Here is a 17,608-nt window from a genome sequence, read left to right as displayed (position 1 = left end):
TACCGCTCAACTTGCATGTATTAGGCCTGCCGCTAGCGTTCATCCTGAGCCAGGATCAAACTCTCCATTGTATAGTTCTTTTCTCAGCATCACTGCCGATTCGTTTCCTAGCCCTATCAATCTTGTCCTCCGGTTAACACCGTCAGACTTTTTAATGTCGTTTCTCCAGTATTTCAATGAACTTTTACCGCCTCTCTCGGCAGTATCGTAAGACTCTCGCCCCATCTCTTTTTCCCGTTCCTTACAAACAGGAGTGCAAAGGTAAGAATTAATAAAGTATCCACAAGAGAAGAAACTGAATAATATCAGTTTAACGAATAAGTTTCGCTTAACTTGCTGAATTTGTGAGACAAATTCTTTAAAATTAAATCTGAGTTCCCTTAAGAAAGATCCAATATGTAATTATCCTTGTTAGATTTTTGTCACATCTCTATTGATGTGAAGTGTGACCTCGTCAGGATTCAAACCTGAAACCTCTTGAGCCGTAATCAAGTGCTCTATTCAATTGAGCTACGAGGCCGTAATGGGGACACAAAAGTAGTTACGAATTTTGGATTTACAAAAACAAGTACAATTGTTTTGTACAGCAAAATCAATTCTATAAAAAAACAATTAAGAATTATTAAGACAAAAAGAAGCGCAAATCGAGTATGATTTCATAATTTAGCCCGAATTTTAAATATAATACCCATTTCATGAAAAGATTTACATCAGTAGTTTTACTAAATTTAGTATTTGTAATTTCAATTTTTGCGCAGGAGCGAGAAAAGACACCAATAGGCGGAAGACCAGATATAAAAGGAGATTTATTTTTAGAATTGGGATTCAATATGCTAAATAATAAACCAAGTGAATTAAATACCGAATTTTTTCAATCTCGCACATTCAATATTTATTACCAATATCCTGTCAAAATTTTTGGAGACAAGTCAGGCTTCACCTTTAATCCAGGTATAGGGGTAGCCTCTGATAAATTTGCTTTTCAAGGTGGAAAAAATCTTTTCAATAATCCCACCGTGGGCCCAAATTCAAGCCAACTCTTGGGCGTGACTGAGGTATATGGAGATGATATCTCCGTGAATAAAAACAATGTGGGAATTAATTTTCTAGAAATCCCACTCGAGTTCAGATACCATTTCAATAAAAACAATTACGATAAAAGCGTGCGATTTGCATTTGGGGGAAAGGTGGGATACCTCTTTCAAGCCCAAACCAAAATTTCATATACAGATAATGGCCTTGAAAGGAAAATCAAAGACAGGCAGTCTTTTGGGTTTAACCAGTTTAGATATGGAGTCCATGCAAGATTAGGCTTTCCTGGTTTTAACCTTTGGGGCTATTATGGCCTTAATGAGGTGTTCCAAAAGGACAAAGGTCCTTTCAATACCCAAGCCACTCAGTTGAATTTTGGAGTTTCGATTGCTTTATTCTAAAAGAGAATTCAAATCATACCTATAAAAAAAGCCGGTTAGCCGGCTTTTTTTATAAGTATGAATAAAATGCCCCGAAACATATAGAAAACCCCAAAATAAACCCTCCAAAAATCTCTAATGGATCATGCGCATTCAGGTAAAGTCTTGACGAAGCTATTATTCCAGAAAGCATAATTATAAACAACATCAGGTAAACAAGGTCAACGCCTGGGTTTTTTAGCGCTATCACAATGATAATGGCCAAGAATCCAGAAATTCCTGTCATGTGTGCACTTATCTTCCAAAAAAACGATACACTCGTCAATAAAATGACACAAATAGATATTGAAACCAACGTGAGAATGAAAATAGGCTCAATCTCAAATTTCAAATAAAATAAATAGGTAGAAATTACATAAAAAAGACTGACCATAGAAAAAGGGAAAACACGCTCTTCCTTATTTTTAAGATGGATTGATGAAATGTTTCCTGTCAACTTCATTGTAAAAATACTTAAAGCAGGAATAATAAATGTGGTCATAAAGACCATCAACACGATAAACCATTGATTATAAAACTGCGAGGCTGAAACCTCAGGCACAGCAAATACCAGAAAAAGAAAAATCAGCGTCGGGATAAATAATGGCTGAAAAAGGTATGAAATCAACAAAGCTAATTTTTGTGCCACTTACAGTTCCTTTCTAAGTCTTGCTACGGGAATTTGCAGCTGTTCCCTATACTTAGCTACAGTTCTTCTTGCAATGTTATACCCTTTTTCATTTAGGATTTTGACCAACTTGTCATCAGAAAGGGGTCTCTTTTTACTTTCACCATCCACCATTGTCTGAAGCACACTCTTAACTTCTTTGTTGCTTACATCCTCACCTGAATCAGTAGCAATTCCTTCCGAGAAAAAATATTTTAATGGAAAAATCCCAACTTCAGTTTGAATAGATTTGCTATTTGCTACGCGCGAAACCGTTGAAATATCCATTTCAATTTTATCAGCAATATCCTTTAAAATCATAGGCTTCAATTTTGTCTCCTCTCCATCCACAAAAAACTCTTCTTGATAATCAAGAATTGCCTGCATTGTTTTCAACAATGTCTGCTGTCTCTGCTTAATAGCATCTATAAACCATCGGGCAGCGTCTAATTTTTGTTTGACAAATGTGACGGTATCTTTGAGTTTCTTATCTTTTTTATCACTCTTGTCATAAGCGTCAAACATTTCCGAATAGGATCTGCTTACCCTGAGTTCGGGCGCATTTTTAGAATTCAGGGATATTTCAAATTTGCCGTTGACATTGGTCAAAATAAAATCCGGAATGATATATTGGGTTTTGATCAGACCATCAGAAGTACCTCCTGGCTTGGGGTTGAGCCTTGTAATCATGTTTACGGCGTCTTTTATGTCCTCATCATTCAAATCAAGCTTTTTCTGGATTTTTGTATAATGCTTTTTGGTGAATTCATCAAAACACTCGCTTATGATTTTTATTGAGTTTTGAACATTTGGATCGTCAGGATGCTCTTTTCTTTCAAGCTGAATCAAGAGACATTCCTGAAGATTTCTTGCGGCAATACCGGCAGGGTCAAAGCTTTGTATTTTTCTCAAAATTTCTTCAACCTCATCTAGGTCTGTCTCAATATTCTGACTAAAAGCCAGGTCATTGATAATCGACTCCAAGTCTCTCCTTATATAACCGTCATTCTCGATACTCCCGATCAGCTGCCTTCCGATCAGCTTTTGTCTTTCATTTAATTTTAAAAATCCCAATTGGGTAATCAGCTGCTCATGCAAGGAAGCACCACCTGATATGGGTATCTCCCTGTCATCTTCGTCGGGAGAATAATTGCCATCTCCCTGCATTTTATAGCCGCTATAATCATCGCTTAGGTAATCATCGATATTTACATCTTTGTCCTCAAACCCTGCTTCATCTTCAAAGGAATCTTCATAATCATTATCCTCTGATTCACTGCTTTCCTCCTCTTTTCCCTCCTCCAAAGCCGGGTTTATTTCGAGTTCTTCCTCCACACGGGATTCCAATTCAGCAGTCGGAACCTGCAGCAGTTTGATAAATTGAATCTGCTGTGGAGAAAGTTTTTGGGAAAGTACCTGACTTAAATGTAGTTTTTGCATACTCAAATATATTTCAAAAGAATTTAGAATGAAGGCTAACCAAAAACGGTGTTTCTTATACTTTCAATATTTCAAATTTAGGAAATAAGAACAAATTATTGATAAAAAGCTTATTTAATCGTTTTTTTGCATTCCCTTTCATAAACCGTTATTGGTTGATCTTAATTTAACAAAACCAACACCCCATATCTATGGCTTTCAATAAAAGAATTAAAATAAAGAAACTTCTCGAAAATAACTTTATCGGTCAGGATGCAACACTTATGGGTTGGGTGCGAACCAAAAGAAGCAATAAAAATGTAACATTCATCGCGATCAACGATGGCTCCACCATAAACAACTACCAAGTCGTAGCGGACCCTGCATTTATCAATGAAGATATACTAAAGAAAGTCACCACAGGGGCTTGTATTAAGATTTTCGGGAAAATAGTTGCCTCCCAAGGGGCAGGGCAACAGGCTGAAATTGTAGCCTCTAACATTGATATCTTAGGAGAAGCAGATGCGGAAACATATCCACTTCAACCAAAAAAGCATTCCCTGGAATTTCTGCGTGAAATTGCTCACCTGAGAATCCGAACCAATACTTTTGGGGCTGTTTTCAGAATTAGGCACGCCTTGGCCTTTGCAGTCCATAAGTATTTCAATGACAAAGGTTTCTTTTATATCCATACTCCGATAATCACTTCATCAGATGCGGAAGGTGCAGGGGAGACATTTAAAGTCACCATTCTAGATATGAAGAATCCTCCTTTGACTGATGAAGGTAAAATCAATTTTAAGAAAGACTTCTTTGAAAAGGAAACGAATTTGACGGTATCTGGTCAACTTGAAGGTGAACTTGCCGCTATGGGATTGGCCGAGATTTATACTTTTGGACCGACTTTTAGGGCAGAAAACTCAAACACAGCAAGGCACCTTGCTGAATTTTGGATGATCGAACCTGAGATGGCATTCTATGATGCACAGGACAATCAAGATCTTGCCGAAAATTTCTTGAAATATGTGATATCCTATGCTTTGGAAAACTGCAAAGATGACTTAGAATTTTTAGACAAAAGAGCAGCCGAGGAAGAAAACACCAAAAAAGCGGATCAAAGAAGCGATATGGGGCTTATTGATAGGCTCAAGTTTGTAGTAGAAAATGAATTTCAAAGAATCACCTACACTGAAGCAATTGACATCCTCAGAAATTCGAACCATAACAAGAAGAAGAAATTCCAGTATCTGGTCGAATCTTGGGGCGTTGATTTACAATCAGAACATGAAAGATATCTTGTTGAAAAACATTTCAACAAACCTGTTATTCTAACTGACTATCCGAAAGACATCAAGGCATTTTACATGAGGCAGAATGATGACGGCAAAACAGTTGCTGCTATGGATATTTTGTTTCCAGGCATTGGAGAGATTGTCGGAGGTTCTCAGAGGGAAGAAAGGCTCGAATTTCTGACTAAAAGAATGGAAGAAATGAATATACCCACCGAAGAGATGTGGTGGTATCTTGATACAAGAAGATTCGGATCAACCCCACATGCCGGCTTCGGACTTGGCTTTGAACGCTTGGTGCTTTTCGTCACAGGTATGGGAAATATCAGGGATGTGATCGCATTTCCAAGGACTCCGGGACACGCTGAATTTTAAGCATAAAAAGCCGCTATATCAGCGGCTTTTTTTTATATGGTTTTTTCAACTTCAAGCATTACTGACGCTTCGCCTATATCGACTACTTTTATTCTCCTAGCCAAAGGAATACATATCAAACTAAAGAATATAGCCAAATATCCCACAAAATTAAAATTGAGCAATATTCCCCCTTCACCTTCTACTAAAATCAATCCGGCGATAAAAGAGGCAATACCTGCGGCCAATTGCTGTACAGCAGAATTGAAACTTAGAAAACTCCCTCTATTTTCAGATTTTGCGGTACCAGTAATCAAGGCAGCCGCGGGAACCATTCTGCCATTGGAAGTCACAAAAAACAGCGTAGATATCATCAACACAAAAGGAACGGGCGTTTGGCCCAAATGGGTAATCAATCCAATAGGAATGATATTCAAAGTCATAAAAACTGTAAAAACTTTAATCTTTCCATGGTTATCGGTCAACTTGCCCACCCACGGTGAAGTAAATATGGTGAATAATCCGCCGGCCATATAGATATAAGTGAGCTGGATTTCGGAAAAACCAACATTGGCAACCATGTACGGACTCAAAAACGGAATAATCATAAACTGACCAAACATCATCATAATCGTGAGAGAAATTGCCCTCATCTGATTGCTGTTTCCTGTCACCCGTCGGATAACCTGCATCGGCGTTGGCTTGATCTGATGACTATCAAGATGGGCTGTAATAGAAGGAATGAATTTGAAAATCAATACAAATATGATCAGGGAAAGTACTGTCAGAAAAATAAAAGGCGCGTGCCAGTTGGAAATACTCGCAATAAACAAACCAAAAGGAACCCCCACTACCGAAGCAACAGAAAAAGCCGCCATAACCAGACCCATGGCTTTGCCCCGACGGGAATCAGGAATTACATCCCCGATTATAGCCATGATCAGAGCCGAAGTAAGTCCTCCAAAAACACCTGAAATAATACGGGAAATCAGTAGGATCGGGTAATTTGGAGAAAGAGCACAGGCTATTGTTCCAAATAAAAATCCAGTAAATACCCACAAAAGGATTGTTCTTCTGTCATACTTATCCAAAATAAAAGCACCTAGAAAGCTACTTAAGCCGGCACTAAAGGTGTATGAAGAAACAAGCAATCCAAATTCTCTTGGGCTAATTTCAAAAATCCGCATCAATTGCGGTCCAAGAGGCATCAAAATCATGAAATCCACTATGTGGGTAAAATTGATAGCAGCAATGGTCCAAAGTATAAATTTTTCTTTATTCATGAGATTGAAAAGATTCTTAATGCAACCAATGCGATTTTGTTAAAGTTCTCATTTCGGGGAAAAAACTCAATCAATCCCAAGATTTAAATACGTCTCAGGAATGGCTTCAATTATATCCGAGGCAATCATTCCCCTTCTCTTATTTTTGGAAGCCAATTCCCCTGCAAGTCCGTGATGATAGACACCGCATAAGGCGGCATGAAGGGGGTTGTACCCTTGACCAAGGAAAGAAGCAATCATTCCTGTGAGGACATCGCCTGCGCCTGCCGTGGCCATATATTTGGTTCCTGAGGAATTGAAATATTGAATACCCTCCGGACAAGAGATAGCTGTATAAGCTCCTTTCAATATTAGATAGACTCCAAATTTTGAAGAAAATTCCCGTGCTTTATCAAGTCTATCATAATGGTCGATACTTGGACCTACCAACCTCTCGAATTCCTTGAGATGGGGAGTAAGGATACTGTTTAAAGGCAAAAGCTCTAGCAAATGCTTATTTTTCGAAAGGAGATTTAAACCATCCGCATCAATAACCACAGGTTTTTTCGCTGATTTTAGAATCTTTTCCAAATAATAGGAATCAATTTCACCTCCCCAACCCGGACCGATTCCAACAGCATCGAATTGAATCAAGCTATTTAAGTCTAAGTCAGCCGAAACCATTACTTCAGGAGCTCCGATTTGCAAAACAAATCTTTCTTCAAAAGGAGCCTGCACATGGACAAGTCCACTCCCGGTCCGCAAAGCAGCTTTTGCACTGAGCAATATGGCTCCCATATTACCCTTGCTGCCCCCAATCAGGAGAATCCTTCCAAAATCTCCTTTGTGACTGAAATTATTAAAGTGCTTATGAAAAAGTGGGATGTCCTGTCGCTGTAAGAAAAATCTATTTTGGCTAAAGGATTTCAAAAAAAGAGAAGGAATACCAATTTCTAATATCTCAACATTACCTGTATAATCTCCATGTTCCGGAATCAAGAGTCCCATTTTTGGGAATTGAAAAGAACAGGTAAAATCCGCATTAAATCCTGTTCCTTCCAAAATTCCATCTGATGGAATTCCAGAAGGCATGTCAATAGCGATTTTTAGAGCTTTCGTCTGATTCAGTGAATTTATACAGTCCAAATATTTACCTGAAAGTGGCCTGTTCACACCTACACCAAAGATTGCATCTACACAAATTTGATCCTTTAGCTGATTGTAATCAAAACCTTCATGGCTTATAATCCTAACACCGATTGGTAGCTTTTTAAAATTGATTTGATAATCGTGGCTACAATAATTGGGATCTTCAAAAGTCAGGACAGTCACCTTAAAGCCCTCCATTTCCAACATTCGGGCTATGGCCAACCCATCTCCACCATTGTTGCCTGGTCCGCAAAAAATAAAAACAGATTTCCCTGAATCTTGAAATCGCAACATAAACCACTCCAAAAAAGAGTTTGTAGCCCTTTCCATCAAATCCCAGGATGATATCCCCTTTGATTGGATAAAAGCCTTGTCCAATTCTGACACCCTATTTCCTTTAATGATCTCAAGCATTTTTTATTTCGACAATGTTTTGAAAATCCTGTTTGGGAATCCTTAAAAGAAGCAAAAAACCAAGCCCGACAAAGAAAAACAAACCCAAAGCCAAAGAGCTGTTTCTCATATTTCCGGTAATCTGCTCGATGATACCATATGAAAAAGTACCCAAAACAATAGCGATTTTTTCTGTCACATCATAAAAACTAAAGAATGAAGCATGTTGGGTTGTGTCTTTTGGAATTAACTTGGAATAGGTAGAGCGCGAAAGGGATTGTATCCCACCCATAACCATTCCTACCACAAATGCCAGGGCATAAAATTGATATTCATTGATGACATAATAGGCGGCACCACATATCAAAACCCATATAAACACCATAATCACCAATGAGATTTTGTTTCCCAAAGCTTTGGACAAATAGGCAAATAAGTAACTGCCCCCAATTGCAACAATCTGAATGATCAAGATTGTAATAATCAATTTGTCTCCTGGCATACCAAGTTCTTTGTCTCCAAAAGTCGCTGCCAGGTACATGACTGTTTGTACACCCATACTATAAAAAAAGAATGCTGCCAAGAACCTGTGCATCACAGTTGTTCTTTTTACAATTTGAAAAATTTTGTTGATTTCTTTATAGCCTTGAAGTAAAAGTGCTTTTTTCACTTTTTTGTTGTACGGATTATCCGGCAAATATCTGAATGGTATTTGTGCAAAACCTGCCCACCAAAATCCAGTGATCAAAAAAGACCATCTTGCAGCTTGACCCCCATCGGTCAATCCAAATGTTTCGGGTGATTGAATCATGAATAAATTGAGAACTAACAAGATTACACTTCCAATATAGCCAAGGGCAAACCCTCTTGCACTCAAGAAGTCAAACTCTTCTTCTTCCGCAATTTCAGGCAAAAAAGCATTATAGAAGACAATACTTCCCGCAAAACCAATACTCGCCAGAACTGCGCATATTATTCCATATTCCAAATTGTCCCCGTCAAAGAAGAATAAACCCAAACAAGCCATAGAACCCAAATAGGCAAAAATTTTCATAAACAATAACTTCTTGCCCCCGTAATCCGCCATTCCTGATAGCAAAGGAGAAATCACTGCTATTACCAAAAAGGAAAATGAAATTGAATAGGAATACAAAACCGTATTCACAATCTTAAAACCAAAAAAAGAAACAACATCCCCATATTCCTCTGATTTGGTGACACCATTAAAGTAAACTGGAAAGATGGTAGAAGTTATCACCAAACTATAGACAGAATTGGCCCAGTCATACATTGCCCAAGCATTCTGAACTTTCTTCTTTTCACTTATTTTCAAAACATTCATTTAAACAAAAGTAAAAAAGCTATCCCTATGGGATAGCTTTATAGTTTGAAATCTGAATTGTATTAATTCTGAACCTTTCCGGTAGATGCGTACAATAGTTTACGTGCATCCGCTTCTCTTAACTCAAATTGAATGTCTGAGATTGGACCCATTTTTACGTCTCTATCGGCCTTCATGGATATTGTGATTTGATCCCTTTCAGCTTCAGACAATTTATCTTTTTCCTGATTTACCCAAAGGATGATGTCCTTTGTATTAATCAAAACATCATTAGCTTGAACCCTAGGTTCAGTTCCATAGAGATTGGCATTCTTTGGTTTCCCAACAAACAAGTAGGAGATCAAAGTCTTTTTCTCTAACTTCTGAAGCTGTGTTGCCTGAGGAAGTTTTTGCTCTACAAGAATGTCCTGCTCCCTCAACACAGTAGTAACCATGAAGAAGAACAAAAGCATGAAAATGATATCGGGTAGTGCCGAAGTCGGTATGTTTTCCGATGTTTTGGTTTTTTTCTTAAACTTTGCCATATCAATTTCCTCCTATTTTATCCGGTTCTGCAATTGAGATCGCCAAAGGAATACCTTCTTTGCCCTTGTCAATTAATGCTTTTTCAGCAGGATTTTTCCCTGTCAATGCTCTGTATTGATCAGATGTCAAACCTACTCTTTCGGCATAAATTTCAAAATAAGCTCTTTTAACCTGGTCAAGTACCTCTAGGTATTTCTCGTAACTAGTCCCCCTGTTGGTCTTAATAGAAACTACTGCACCACCGCTCATTGGATGATCAGAAGATTTAGGGTCCCTATTGGCTCTCGCTTTCAATGATTGAGGAAGCCCGTTGAATAAGGCAACCGCATCCTCATCAGGAGCGCCAAAGTTCAAAAGAAAATCTTTGATGTCTTCTGAAAGTAATTCGGTATTTTCTATGTACTCTCCTTCCACAAGAAGCTGGTCATTCGCATTCACCAAGATATTGAAGATGTTTCTTTCGTTCAATTTGATATCAGGTGGTGGAACATTTGGATCCTGCTTAGGAGGAAGAAGGTTTTGAATACCTTTATCAGAGGCAATAGTAGTAGTAACCAGGAAGAAGATAAGCAACAGAAAAGCAATGTCCGCCATGGAACCTGCATTTACCTCTTGAGATGTTCTGCTTTTACCTTTTGCCATTATTTTATTGCTTTAGTGATTTCAGTAATTACTATACCTGCCAATGCAAGAAGTGTCAAAACGTAAGTCATTATAAGAGAACCTCCTACAAATTTGGACATGCCTTCAGTCAAGTTGAAAGGCTCTTTGGCAAACTTTGGTAGGACTTCCCCGTCAGAAATGGAATAAGCAATGAAGAATAATACTGCTAATGCCACTATTGCTAATGCTGATTTTAGCAAGCTTTTAGGATCGTCAAATGATTTAATTAAAGGCATTACAACTGCCAATATTATTCCGACAATTACTAAAATATCAGCTACGTATAGGAAAATATCTATAGAATCCATATTTAGTTTTTCTTTAGTTAATGTGAAGAATCAATTGAACTAGTGCTCAATCAATATTACTTTGATAATTTATGCTTCACTAAGACATCAACCAAAGAGATGGAAGCATCCTCCATATCATTCACCAAAGAATCGATTTTGGAAACCAAGTAGTTGTAAAATAATTGAAGAATAATCGCAACGATCAAACCTGCTACCGTGGTCAAAAGGGCGATTTTGATACCACCGGCAACAAGAGAAGGGGAAATATCACCGGCAGCTTCGATCGCATCAAACGCACCAATCATACCGATAACCGTACCCATGAAACCCAACATCGGAGCAAGCGAAATGAAAAGGGATATCCAAACCAATCCTTTTTCCAATCTTCCCATTTCAACGGAACCGTAGGCAATGATTGATTTTTCGACCATTTCAATACCTTCTGTATATCTCATCAGACCTTGAGTGAAGATCGATGCAACAGGGCCTTTAGTGTTTTTAGTAACATCTTTGGCTGCTTCGATACCGCCTTGTTCCAAAGCCGCTTCTACTTTTGATAATAATTTCTTTGTGTTTGTAGTAGAAAGGTTCAAAGTAACTATCCTTTCAAGTGCTACAGCAAGACCTAGGATCAAACAGATCAATACCGGAGACATGAAGGTAGGATCACCTTCAATGAACTTTTCCTTGATAACTTGGTGGAAACCCTGCTCTTCAGCGATAACCTCGTCATCGACGATTGCTGGTTCGGTGGGTGCTGCTTCCACAACTTCAGTTGTTTCAACTGCGGCAGAATCTTGTGATTCTGCATCTTGAGCTTTCGTAGTTACCGGAAACATCAATATTCCGGAAAGCATGAACAAAGCGATTAACTTTTTCATAGAGTAGATTTTAAAGAGAATTAAATAAAGGTTAAACGGTTTCTAAATTAATTATGAGATTTTAAAGTTATCATTTTTTCATTTCAAATTGCAAAGGAAACTTTCATAAATTTTTTTGGAATGAATTTTTCATTCATCTGTTCGAAATTCCCGAAAGCTAAATCAAGTATAATGAATGGTTTGGGAAATTTACATAAATGGACTTAGATGGGAAATAAAAGGAATGAAAAGGTGATTTGAGGATTATTTTCGATTAAATCCTTCGTAATTTTGATTTAAAACGGGTATTTCACTTAATACGAGATAAAAAAAAACAATGATATCATTCAAAAAAAGGACAAAAAAAAGATAAGCCTAGGACTTATCTTTTTTTTTGCAGAGAGGAAGGGATTCGAACCCTCGATACCCTTTAGAGGTATACACACTTTCCAGGCGTGCTCCTTCAACCACTCGGACACCTCTCTATTTTGATTCATTTCTGAATCGGAGTGCAAAGAAATAAATTAATCGGAGGCTATCCAAGCATATCTAGAAAAATAAGCTTCAATCTTGACAAGAACCAAGTCTTCATTTTTTAACAGACGGAAGTTGGAAGACGGAAGTTGGGGGCACTGGAATTTAAATCAGGGAATCTGTAAAAAAGTCAGATGACCGATGACGGATGTTGGGGGTAGGTGGGGAAAAGGAGACAGAAGACGGAAGTTGGGGGCGCTTGAAGTTTAAGAGCAGGAATAAGTAAAGATGACCAGTAACCGCTGACCGATGTTGGATGAATTGGGCTTATTGAATAAAACTCAGGAAATAAATAGCCGGAGTTTTAATGAAATGGTAGTCTAAAGCTTTTTCCCTTAATTCGGTGGGGACATTTCTCCGGCTATCGGTAATACAAGTTTTCTCCTGACTTCGGCATCATCCGTTTCATTTCCCAAAAGGAACATCATCTTTGTAACCGCCGCCTCGGTGGTAATATCGCTGCCACTCAGTACTCCGATTCTTTTCAAATCCTTGCTGGTATGGTATCTTCCCTGAATAACCCTTCCGCCGTTGCATTGCGACACATTGAGGATGATGATTCCTTTTTTGACTGCTTTTTCCAAGGATTCAATAAACCACTTTTCACTTGGGCTATTGCCGGAACCGTAAGTTTCTAATACCACTCCCCTCAGTCCCTTGATGCTGAAACAGGAATCCAAAACTGCCGCTGTGATGCCGGGAAAAAGCTTGATGATGATCACGTTGTTGTCCAGCTTGTTAAAAAACTTCAGTTTTTTGGTTTCCTCGTAAGGCCTGATCGCTGCCAGGTTATAATCAATGATAATCCCTGCTTCTGCCAAGGCAGGATAGTTTTCGGATTCATAGGCATCAAAATGTACGCTTTGAACCTTCTTGGATCGATTGCCTCTCAATAGCATATGGTTGAAAAAAATACAGACTTCAGGTACCACCGGCTTTCCGTTTGATTTTGCGGAAGCGATTTCCAAGGCAGTCATCAGGTTTTCCCGGGCATCAGACCGCATCGCAGATATAGGCAACTGCGCTCCGGTAAATACCACTGGCTTGCTCAGTCCATTGAGCATATAACTCATCATCGAGGCAGAATAGGCCATGGTATCAGTTCCATGCAAAATCACAAAACCATCATAGCTATCATAATTTTCATAAATGATATAAGCCATGTCAAACCAATGCTGCATGTTGATATTGGAGGAATCAATCGGTTCAGGAAAGGAAATGACGGTAATCGCAATGTTCATATTGGTGAGGGTCGGGACCTTTTCCATGATCTGCCCAAAGTTGAAGGGTACCAAAGCTCCTGATTCATCATAGGCCATGCCCAGGGTTCCTCCTGTATAAATAATGAGCACAGAAGAATGTACTGCATTTTTGGCGGCTGAATTGATCCTGATTATTTTATAATTCATAACTAAAAATGATGAAATATTTTTCTTGAATTTTCTTCTGTAACCTCAGAAACCCGATCCAAGGCACTCATCGTCAAGTCTCCCACACGCTGCGCAATCAAGGGAATGTATTCCGGGGAATTCCTTTTGCCTCGATGTGGCACCGGTGCAAGGTATGGTCCGTCAGTTTCCAAAACCAGGTGTTCCAAACCGATTTCCGGCAACACTTTGTCTAATCCTCCATTCTTGTAGGTTGACACCCCCCCTATACCAAGCAAAAAACCCAACTCAATGATTTCCTTGGCTTGATCGACTGACCCTGTAAAACAATGGAAGATCCCTTTCAGGTCATCCGTTTTTTCTTCCCTGATTATGGCGATGGTCTCGTCCATGGATTCCCTGCAATGCAATATAATCGGCCATTTCATTTTCTTTGCCCATTGGATCTGGATTTTTAGCGCTTCCTTTTGCTGCTCAAAGAAAGTCTTGTCCCAATACAGGTCAAGTCCCGTCTCTCCTATTCCTGCAAACTCCCGCTTTCCGATCCATTCCTCCATAATATAGAGCTGCTTTTCAAAATCCTTGTTGACATCACAGGGATGCAAGCCCATCATGGGAATACAGACACCTGGATTCTTCAACTCAGCTTCCAACATCGCATCGATGGAATCCACATCGACATTTGGCATGTAGATTTTGTGAACGCCATTCTCCACAGTTCTCCTTATCACTTCATCCCTATCCGCATTATATTTGTCAGAATAGATATGTGCATGTGTATCTGTAAACTTCATCCGTATTTTCTACCTTTCCAGTCTGTTTTTGACGGCCAAAAATAATAAACTATTGTGGACCATGAGGTAAACAAATAATATATTTCAAAAAGGAACAAAGAGGCAATTTTTAATTTTTGACCTGTTTTGAGTGAAAATAAGTAAATAAATAAGGATTGGATTACCACTTTAATCAGCCAAACCACGACTCCTTCAAAAGGATGTAAAAAACACAAATAAATAATAGCAGGAAAAAATAAGACCTGCATCGCCAAAACAGCCCTCCAATACATCGGTAAATCCATTGCGCCATGCATCCACCTCTTTCTTTGGTCCAATAACCCTTTCAGATTCTGTTGTGGCAAAGTCTCCACAAGGTTATCCACCGAGACGTGATGTACCGCTTTGTATCCTTCCTTTTCGATGGATTTACCGATTTCAAAGTCTTCTGTGAGGGAAAATGGAATGCCTTCAAATCCTCCCACAGAGTCATGCGCCTTTTTTGAAATCAGCATGTTATTTCCCATAGAGGTCACAGATATGCCAAGGTCATTCATCACCTTGACCATTCCTAAGGAAAGCCACCAATCGAAGGCTTGCATATTTCCGAATAAAGATTCGGCCCCAATATGAGTAATACCGGTTACTATACCGGCATCCGCGTTTTTTTGAGCCAAAACCATGGATTTGGCCCATTTAGACGGCACTTTACAATCTGCGTCCGTGAAAAGGTACATGTCTCCCGCTGCGGATTTAGCCATTTGGAAGAGGGCGTTTGCCTTGCCGTTCCTTCTTTTACCATCCCCTTCAACCACCTCCACCAATATGGAATTGGAATGGCCGGCCACCCAAGCACCGAGGATTTCGGCTGTCTCGTCTGTGCTTCTGTCATTTCCAAAGACAAACTGGATCCTGTCTTTTGGATAATCAAGTTTCTCTATGGAATCAAGACAGTGCGGTAAGCTTTGAGCTTCATTCCTACAGGGAATCAAAACACTTACTTTTGGAAAATCCGGATTTTGGTCTTCTTCATATTTATTAAAATTCACCTGAAGCAAAGCCACAAGCAAAAAATCCTGCAACAGCAATAAAAAAACCACTACTATCGCCAATCCATAAATCATAACAAGCCTGTTTGGAAGCCCTTGTCTTTTATAAAATCCAGATAATCGGGCAATACCTTCTTAACAACCCATTCTGTTTTTTGTTGGTCGTGAAAAAGTACGATGGATCCGTTTCTGCTGTACTTCATGGTTTTATATAGACATTTCTCAATACTTTGTTCCGGGTCATAATCTCCAGACAAAACATCCCACATGACGATCTGATGATTTGAAAGAACAAGCTTTGATTGGCTTTTACTTATCTTTCCATAAGGTGGACGGAAATTTACCGGACTTACCTCAAGTGTATCCTGAAGGATCTTTTGGCACTTTTCAATATTTTCCAAATATAGGGCATCAGGATTTCGGTATCCGTCCAAATGGTTAAAAGTGTGGTTACCGATTCCATTTCCTGCTTGGAGTACTTCTTTGGCAAGGTTAGGATGCTTTTCGACATTTGCCCCGACCATAAAAAACGTGGCTTTCATATCTCTTTTTGAAAGTTCATTCAATACGAAATCCGTAATCCCCGGTACCGGCCCGTCATCAAATGTCAGATACAGATTCTTTTCATCCCGGTTTTTGTTCCAGATAAATTTATCGAAAACTTTCGGAATCAAGGAGGGAACGTGATGCATCCAAACCATGCTATTGCAATCTTAAGCTGAGCAGGGTTATGTCGTCCCTTTGCTCACCACCGGTGGAAAAAATTCTCAATTCCTCAAAAAACAGCTGATGAAACACACTTGGATCAAGGCAAAGGTGGCTTTTGACAAATTGATTGAAGCGGTCATCTCCATATTCCTTTTCATTCTTGTCAAAGCTTTCGGTCAAGCCATCCGTATAAAGATGGAGTGTGAAGCCTTTAAGATGGATTCTTTTACCCACTTCCAGGAATGGCAATTCCTCAAAAGCACCAAGTACAGTTGTCCCTGCACCCAATGTCTCCGTCCTTTTTTCTCCCTCCCAACACAACACCGGAGGATTGTGCCCGGCATTGACGTAGGTCAGTTCCCTTTTTTTGTAATTGTAATAACCTAGAAAAAAAGTAATAAAGCGCTCCCCTTTGGTATTGTCAAAGATGGTATAATTCAACTGCTCTACAATCATTTTCAAATCTGAAGAACTCCTCAGTAAAGTCCTCAATGCTGCCTGGAAATTGGACATGAGCAAAGCCGCCGGCATGCCCTTGCCTGATACATCGGCAATACAGAAAAAGACCTCTTCCTCAGATTTTTGGATCAGGTCATAATAATCCCCGCCTACCGTAGAATGGGGAATGTAAGTCACTTTGGCTTTGAGCTTATCAGTCTGCGGAAGGACTGCAGGAAAAAGCATCCGCTGCACATTGGAGGCGATTTCCATTTCTTTGTTGAGCCTTTCCTGCTCAAGTTGCCGCTTGGCAAAGCGCTTGTTTTCCAATGCCACCACCATGATATTGGTCAGGGCTTGGGTAAAATCAAGGTCTAAGTCCTCTTTTTCATCTTTCTTTTTGAGAAAAAGAATGGCAAGCATTTTCTCCTTGTGGAAAACAGGAAGGTAATTTTCAAGTTCAGCAAACGAAAAACCTTCACCCACCTCAATATTCAATTCCCCGCTCGCTTTGTCAAAATTTATTCTTTCAGAAAGAATCGCATCAGGGACTTTGCTTTTGATTCCATGGCTGATCTTTTTTTCGAAGTGGTCATGGTTTGACAAGTACAAAAGAATCGACTTGATATTCAAATGTACCAAGCAGGTAAATTTGAATATATCAAAAAGCACCGCCGCAGACTTATTTTCATTGATTGCCTGGGTGATTTCCAAGAGTGCTTTGAGCTCAAGTTCCTTCTTTTGATATTTGACTAGTTGTACGGTCACGTTAGTTTTTTTTAGAGGGCATTATGTTCCATAAGGCCTTTTTTGGTGGCGAGGTAAAATAAATCCTTTCCCTTTGCTTCAAAATCCACCGTACCGAAAACCTCATCGTCAGGTGCAAAAAGACATTTGATATATCCTTTCGAATGGAGAGACTTCAAGGTATCCAAAAGCCTATGGTCTTCCCATCCCAAGGTTTCTTTCAGGTAACTAAAGGGCTGAACAAAATACAATTCATCCAGTAAATCAAACTCATTGTCAGTCATTTTATTTTGTATTCAGACCCAAA

17 protein-coding genes, 2 tRNA genes and 1 rRNA gene are annotated in these 17,608 nt (G+C 39.1%); 2 read left to right on the top strand and 18 right to left on the bottom strand.

Translation table 11 applies throughout. The annotated features are described in order from the left end of the window. Both MMU07_RS04405 and MMU07_RS04400 read right to left on the bottom strand, forming a co-directional pair. Positions 1 to 71, bottom strand: a 16S ribosomal RNA gene (locus MMU07_RS04405); the annotation flags it as partial. 375 nt (positions 72 to 446) lie between these two features. Next, a tRNA-Arg gene (locus MMU07_RS04400) sits at positions 447 to 520 on the bottom strand. Positions 521 to 695: 175 nt separating this feature from the next. On the opposite strand from MMU07_RS04400, the gene MMU07_RS04395 reads away from it, so the two are divergent. Further along, entirely contained in the window at positions 696 to 1,433 is a 738-nt protein-coding gene (locus MMU07_RS04395; RefSeq protein WP_241124619.1) for a porin family protein, read from the top strand. 49 nt (positions 1,434 to 1,482) lie between these two features. On the opposite strand, the gene MMU07_RS04390 is transcribed toward MMU07_RS04395, so the two are convergent. Then, positions 1,483 to 2,079, bottom strand: a complete 597-nt coding sequence (locus MMU07_RS04390) for a phosphatase PAP2 family protein (protein ID WP_241124618.1) — start codon at positions 2,077 to 2,079, stop codon at positions 1,483 to 1,485. 21 nt (positions 2,080 to 2,100) lie between these two features. Next, complete coding sequence (gene rpoN, locus MMU07_RS04385) at positions 2,101 to 3,558, bottom strand: RNA polymerase factor sigma-54 (RefSeq protein ID WP_241124617.1); 1,458 nt, start codon at positions 3,556 to 3,558, stop codon at positions 2,101 to 2,103. Positions 3,559 to 3,749: 191 nt separating this feature from the next. Here rpoN and asnS point away from each other — a divergent pair, with 191 nt between their 5' ends. Further along, positions 3,750 to 5,201: an asparagine--tRNA ligase gene (gene asnS, locus MMU07_RS04380; protein WP_241124616.1), complete on the top strand. Its 1,452-nt coding sequence runs from the start codon at positions 3,750 to 3,752 to the stop codon at positions 5,199 to 5,201. A gap of 32 nt (positions 5,202 to 5,233) precedes the next feature. Here asnS and MMU07_RS04375 read toward each other — a convergent pair whose 3' ends face one another. The 14 genes from MMU07_RS04375 to MMU07_RS04310 all read right to left on the bottom strand — a co-directional run bounded on the left by MMU07_RS04375 (position 5,234) and on the right by MMU07_RS04310 (position 17,585). Further along, positions 5,234 to 6,463 (bottom strand): MFS transporter, encoded by a 1,230-nt coding sequence (locus tag MMU07_RS04375; protein WP_241124615.1) that lies wholly within the window; start codon positions 6,461 to 6,463, stop codon positions 5,234 to 5,236. 66 nt (positions 6,464 to 6,529) lie between these two features. Next, complete coding sequence (locus tag MMU07_RS04370; protein WP_241124614.1) at positions 6,530 to 8,005, bottom strand: NAD(P)H-hydrate dehydratase; 1,476 nt, start codon at positions 8,003 to 8,005, stop codon at positions 6,530 to 6,532. Then, entirely contained in the window at positions 7,998 to 9,275 is a 1,278-nt protein-coding gene (locus tag MMU07_RS04365; RefSeq protein ID WP_418884503.1) for an MFS transporter, read from the bottom strand. Before MMU07_RS04365 ends, MMU07_RS04370 begins: the two co-directional genes overlap by 8 nt. Positions 9,276 to 9,388: 113 nt before the next feature. After that, a complete protein-coding gene (locus tag MMU07_RS04360) occupies positions 9,389 to 9,850 on the bottom strand; it encodes an ExbD/TolR family protein (protein WP_241124612.1) in 462 nt (153 codons plus the stop codon). 1 nt (position 9,851) lies between these two features. After that, positions 9,852 to 10,493: an ExbD/TolR family protein gene (locus MMU07_RS04355; protein WP_241124611.1), complete on the bottom strand. Its 642-nt coding sequence runs from the start codon at positions 10,491 to 10,493 to the stop codon at positions 9,852 to 9,854. Then, entirely contained in the window at positions 10,493 to 10,822 is a 330-nt protein-coding gene (locus tag MMU07_RS04350; RefSeq protein ID WP_241124610.1) for a hypothetical protein, read from the bottom strand. Before MMU07_RS04350 ends, MMU07_RS04355 begins: the two co-directional genes overlap by 1 nt. A gap of 56 nt (positions 10,823 to 10,878) precedes the next feature. Then, complete coding sequence (locus MMU07_RS04345; RefSeq protein ID WP_241124609.1) at positions 10,879 to 11,685, bottom strand: MotA/TolQ/ExbB proton channel family protein; 807 nt, start codon at positions 11,683 to 11,685, stop codon at positions 10,879 to 10,881. Between the two features lie 376 nt (positions 11,686 to 12,061). Beyond that, positions 12,062 to 12,149: transfer RNA gene (locus MMU07_RS04340), tRNA-Ser, on the bottom strand. Positions 12,150 to 12,533: 384 nt separating this feature from the next. Next, positions 12,534 to 13,607 carry an asparaginase gene (locus MMU07_RS04335; RefSeq protein WP_241124608.1) on the bottom strand — a complete coding sequence of 358 codons (1,074 nt, stop codon included), beginning with the start codon at positions 13,605 to 13,607 and terminating at the stop codon, positions 12,534 to 12,536. Positions 13,608 to 13,609: 2 nt separating this feature from the next. Next, entirely contained in the window at positions 13,610 to 14,380 is a 771-nt protein-coding gene (locus MMU07_RS04330; RefSeq protein ID WP_241124607.1) for a TatD family hydrolase, read from the bottom strand. After that, positions 14,377 to 15,483 (bottom strand): glycosyltransferase, encoded by a 1,107-nt coding sequence (locus MMU07_RS04325; RefSeq protein WP_241124606.1) that lies wholly within the window; start codon positions 15,481 to 15,483, stop codon positions 14,377 to 14,379. The genes MMU07_RS04330 and MMU07_RS04325 overlap by 4 nt, the downstream gene beginning before the upstream one ends. After that, a complete protein-coding gene (locus MMU07_RS04320) occupies positions 15,480 to 16,109 on the bottom strand; it encodes a polysaccharide deacetylase family protein (protein WP_241124605.1) in 630 nt (209 codons plus the stop codon). Before MMU07_RS04320 ends, MMU07_RS04325 begins: the two co-directional genes overlap by 4 nt. Position 16,110: 1 nt before the next feature. Next, positions 16,111 to 17,322 (bottom strand): PP2C family protein-serine/threonine phosphatase, encoded by a 1,212-nt coding sequence (locus MMU07_RS04315; protein ID WP_241124604.1) that lies wholly within the window; start codon positions 17,320 to 17,322, stop codon positions 16,111 to 16,113. A gap of 11 nt (positions 17,323 to 17,333) precedes the next feature. Next, positions 17,334 to 17,585, bottom strand: coding sequence for a hypothetical protein (locus MMU07_RS04310; RefSeq protein ID WP_241124603.1), 252 nt, complete (start codon positions 17,583 to 17,585; stop codon positions 17,334 to 17,336). Between the last annotated feature and the right edge of the window lie 23 nt (positions 17,586 to 17,608).

Source organism: Cognataquiflexum nitidum (genome assembly GCF_022538055.1).
Taxonomy (GTDB): domain Bacteria; phylum Bacteroidota; class Bacteroidia; order Cytophagales; family Cyclobacteriaceae; genus Cognataquiflexum; species Cognataquiflexum nitidum.
Note: the sequence above shows the minus strand (reverse complement) of the source record. Positions and strands in the feature narration are given on the sequence as shown.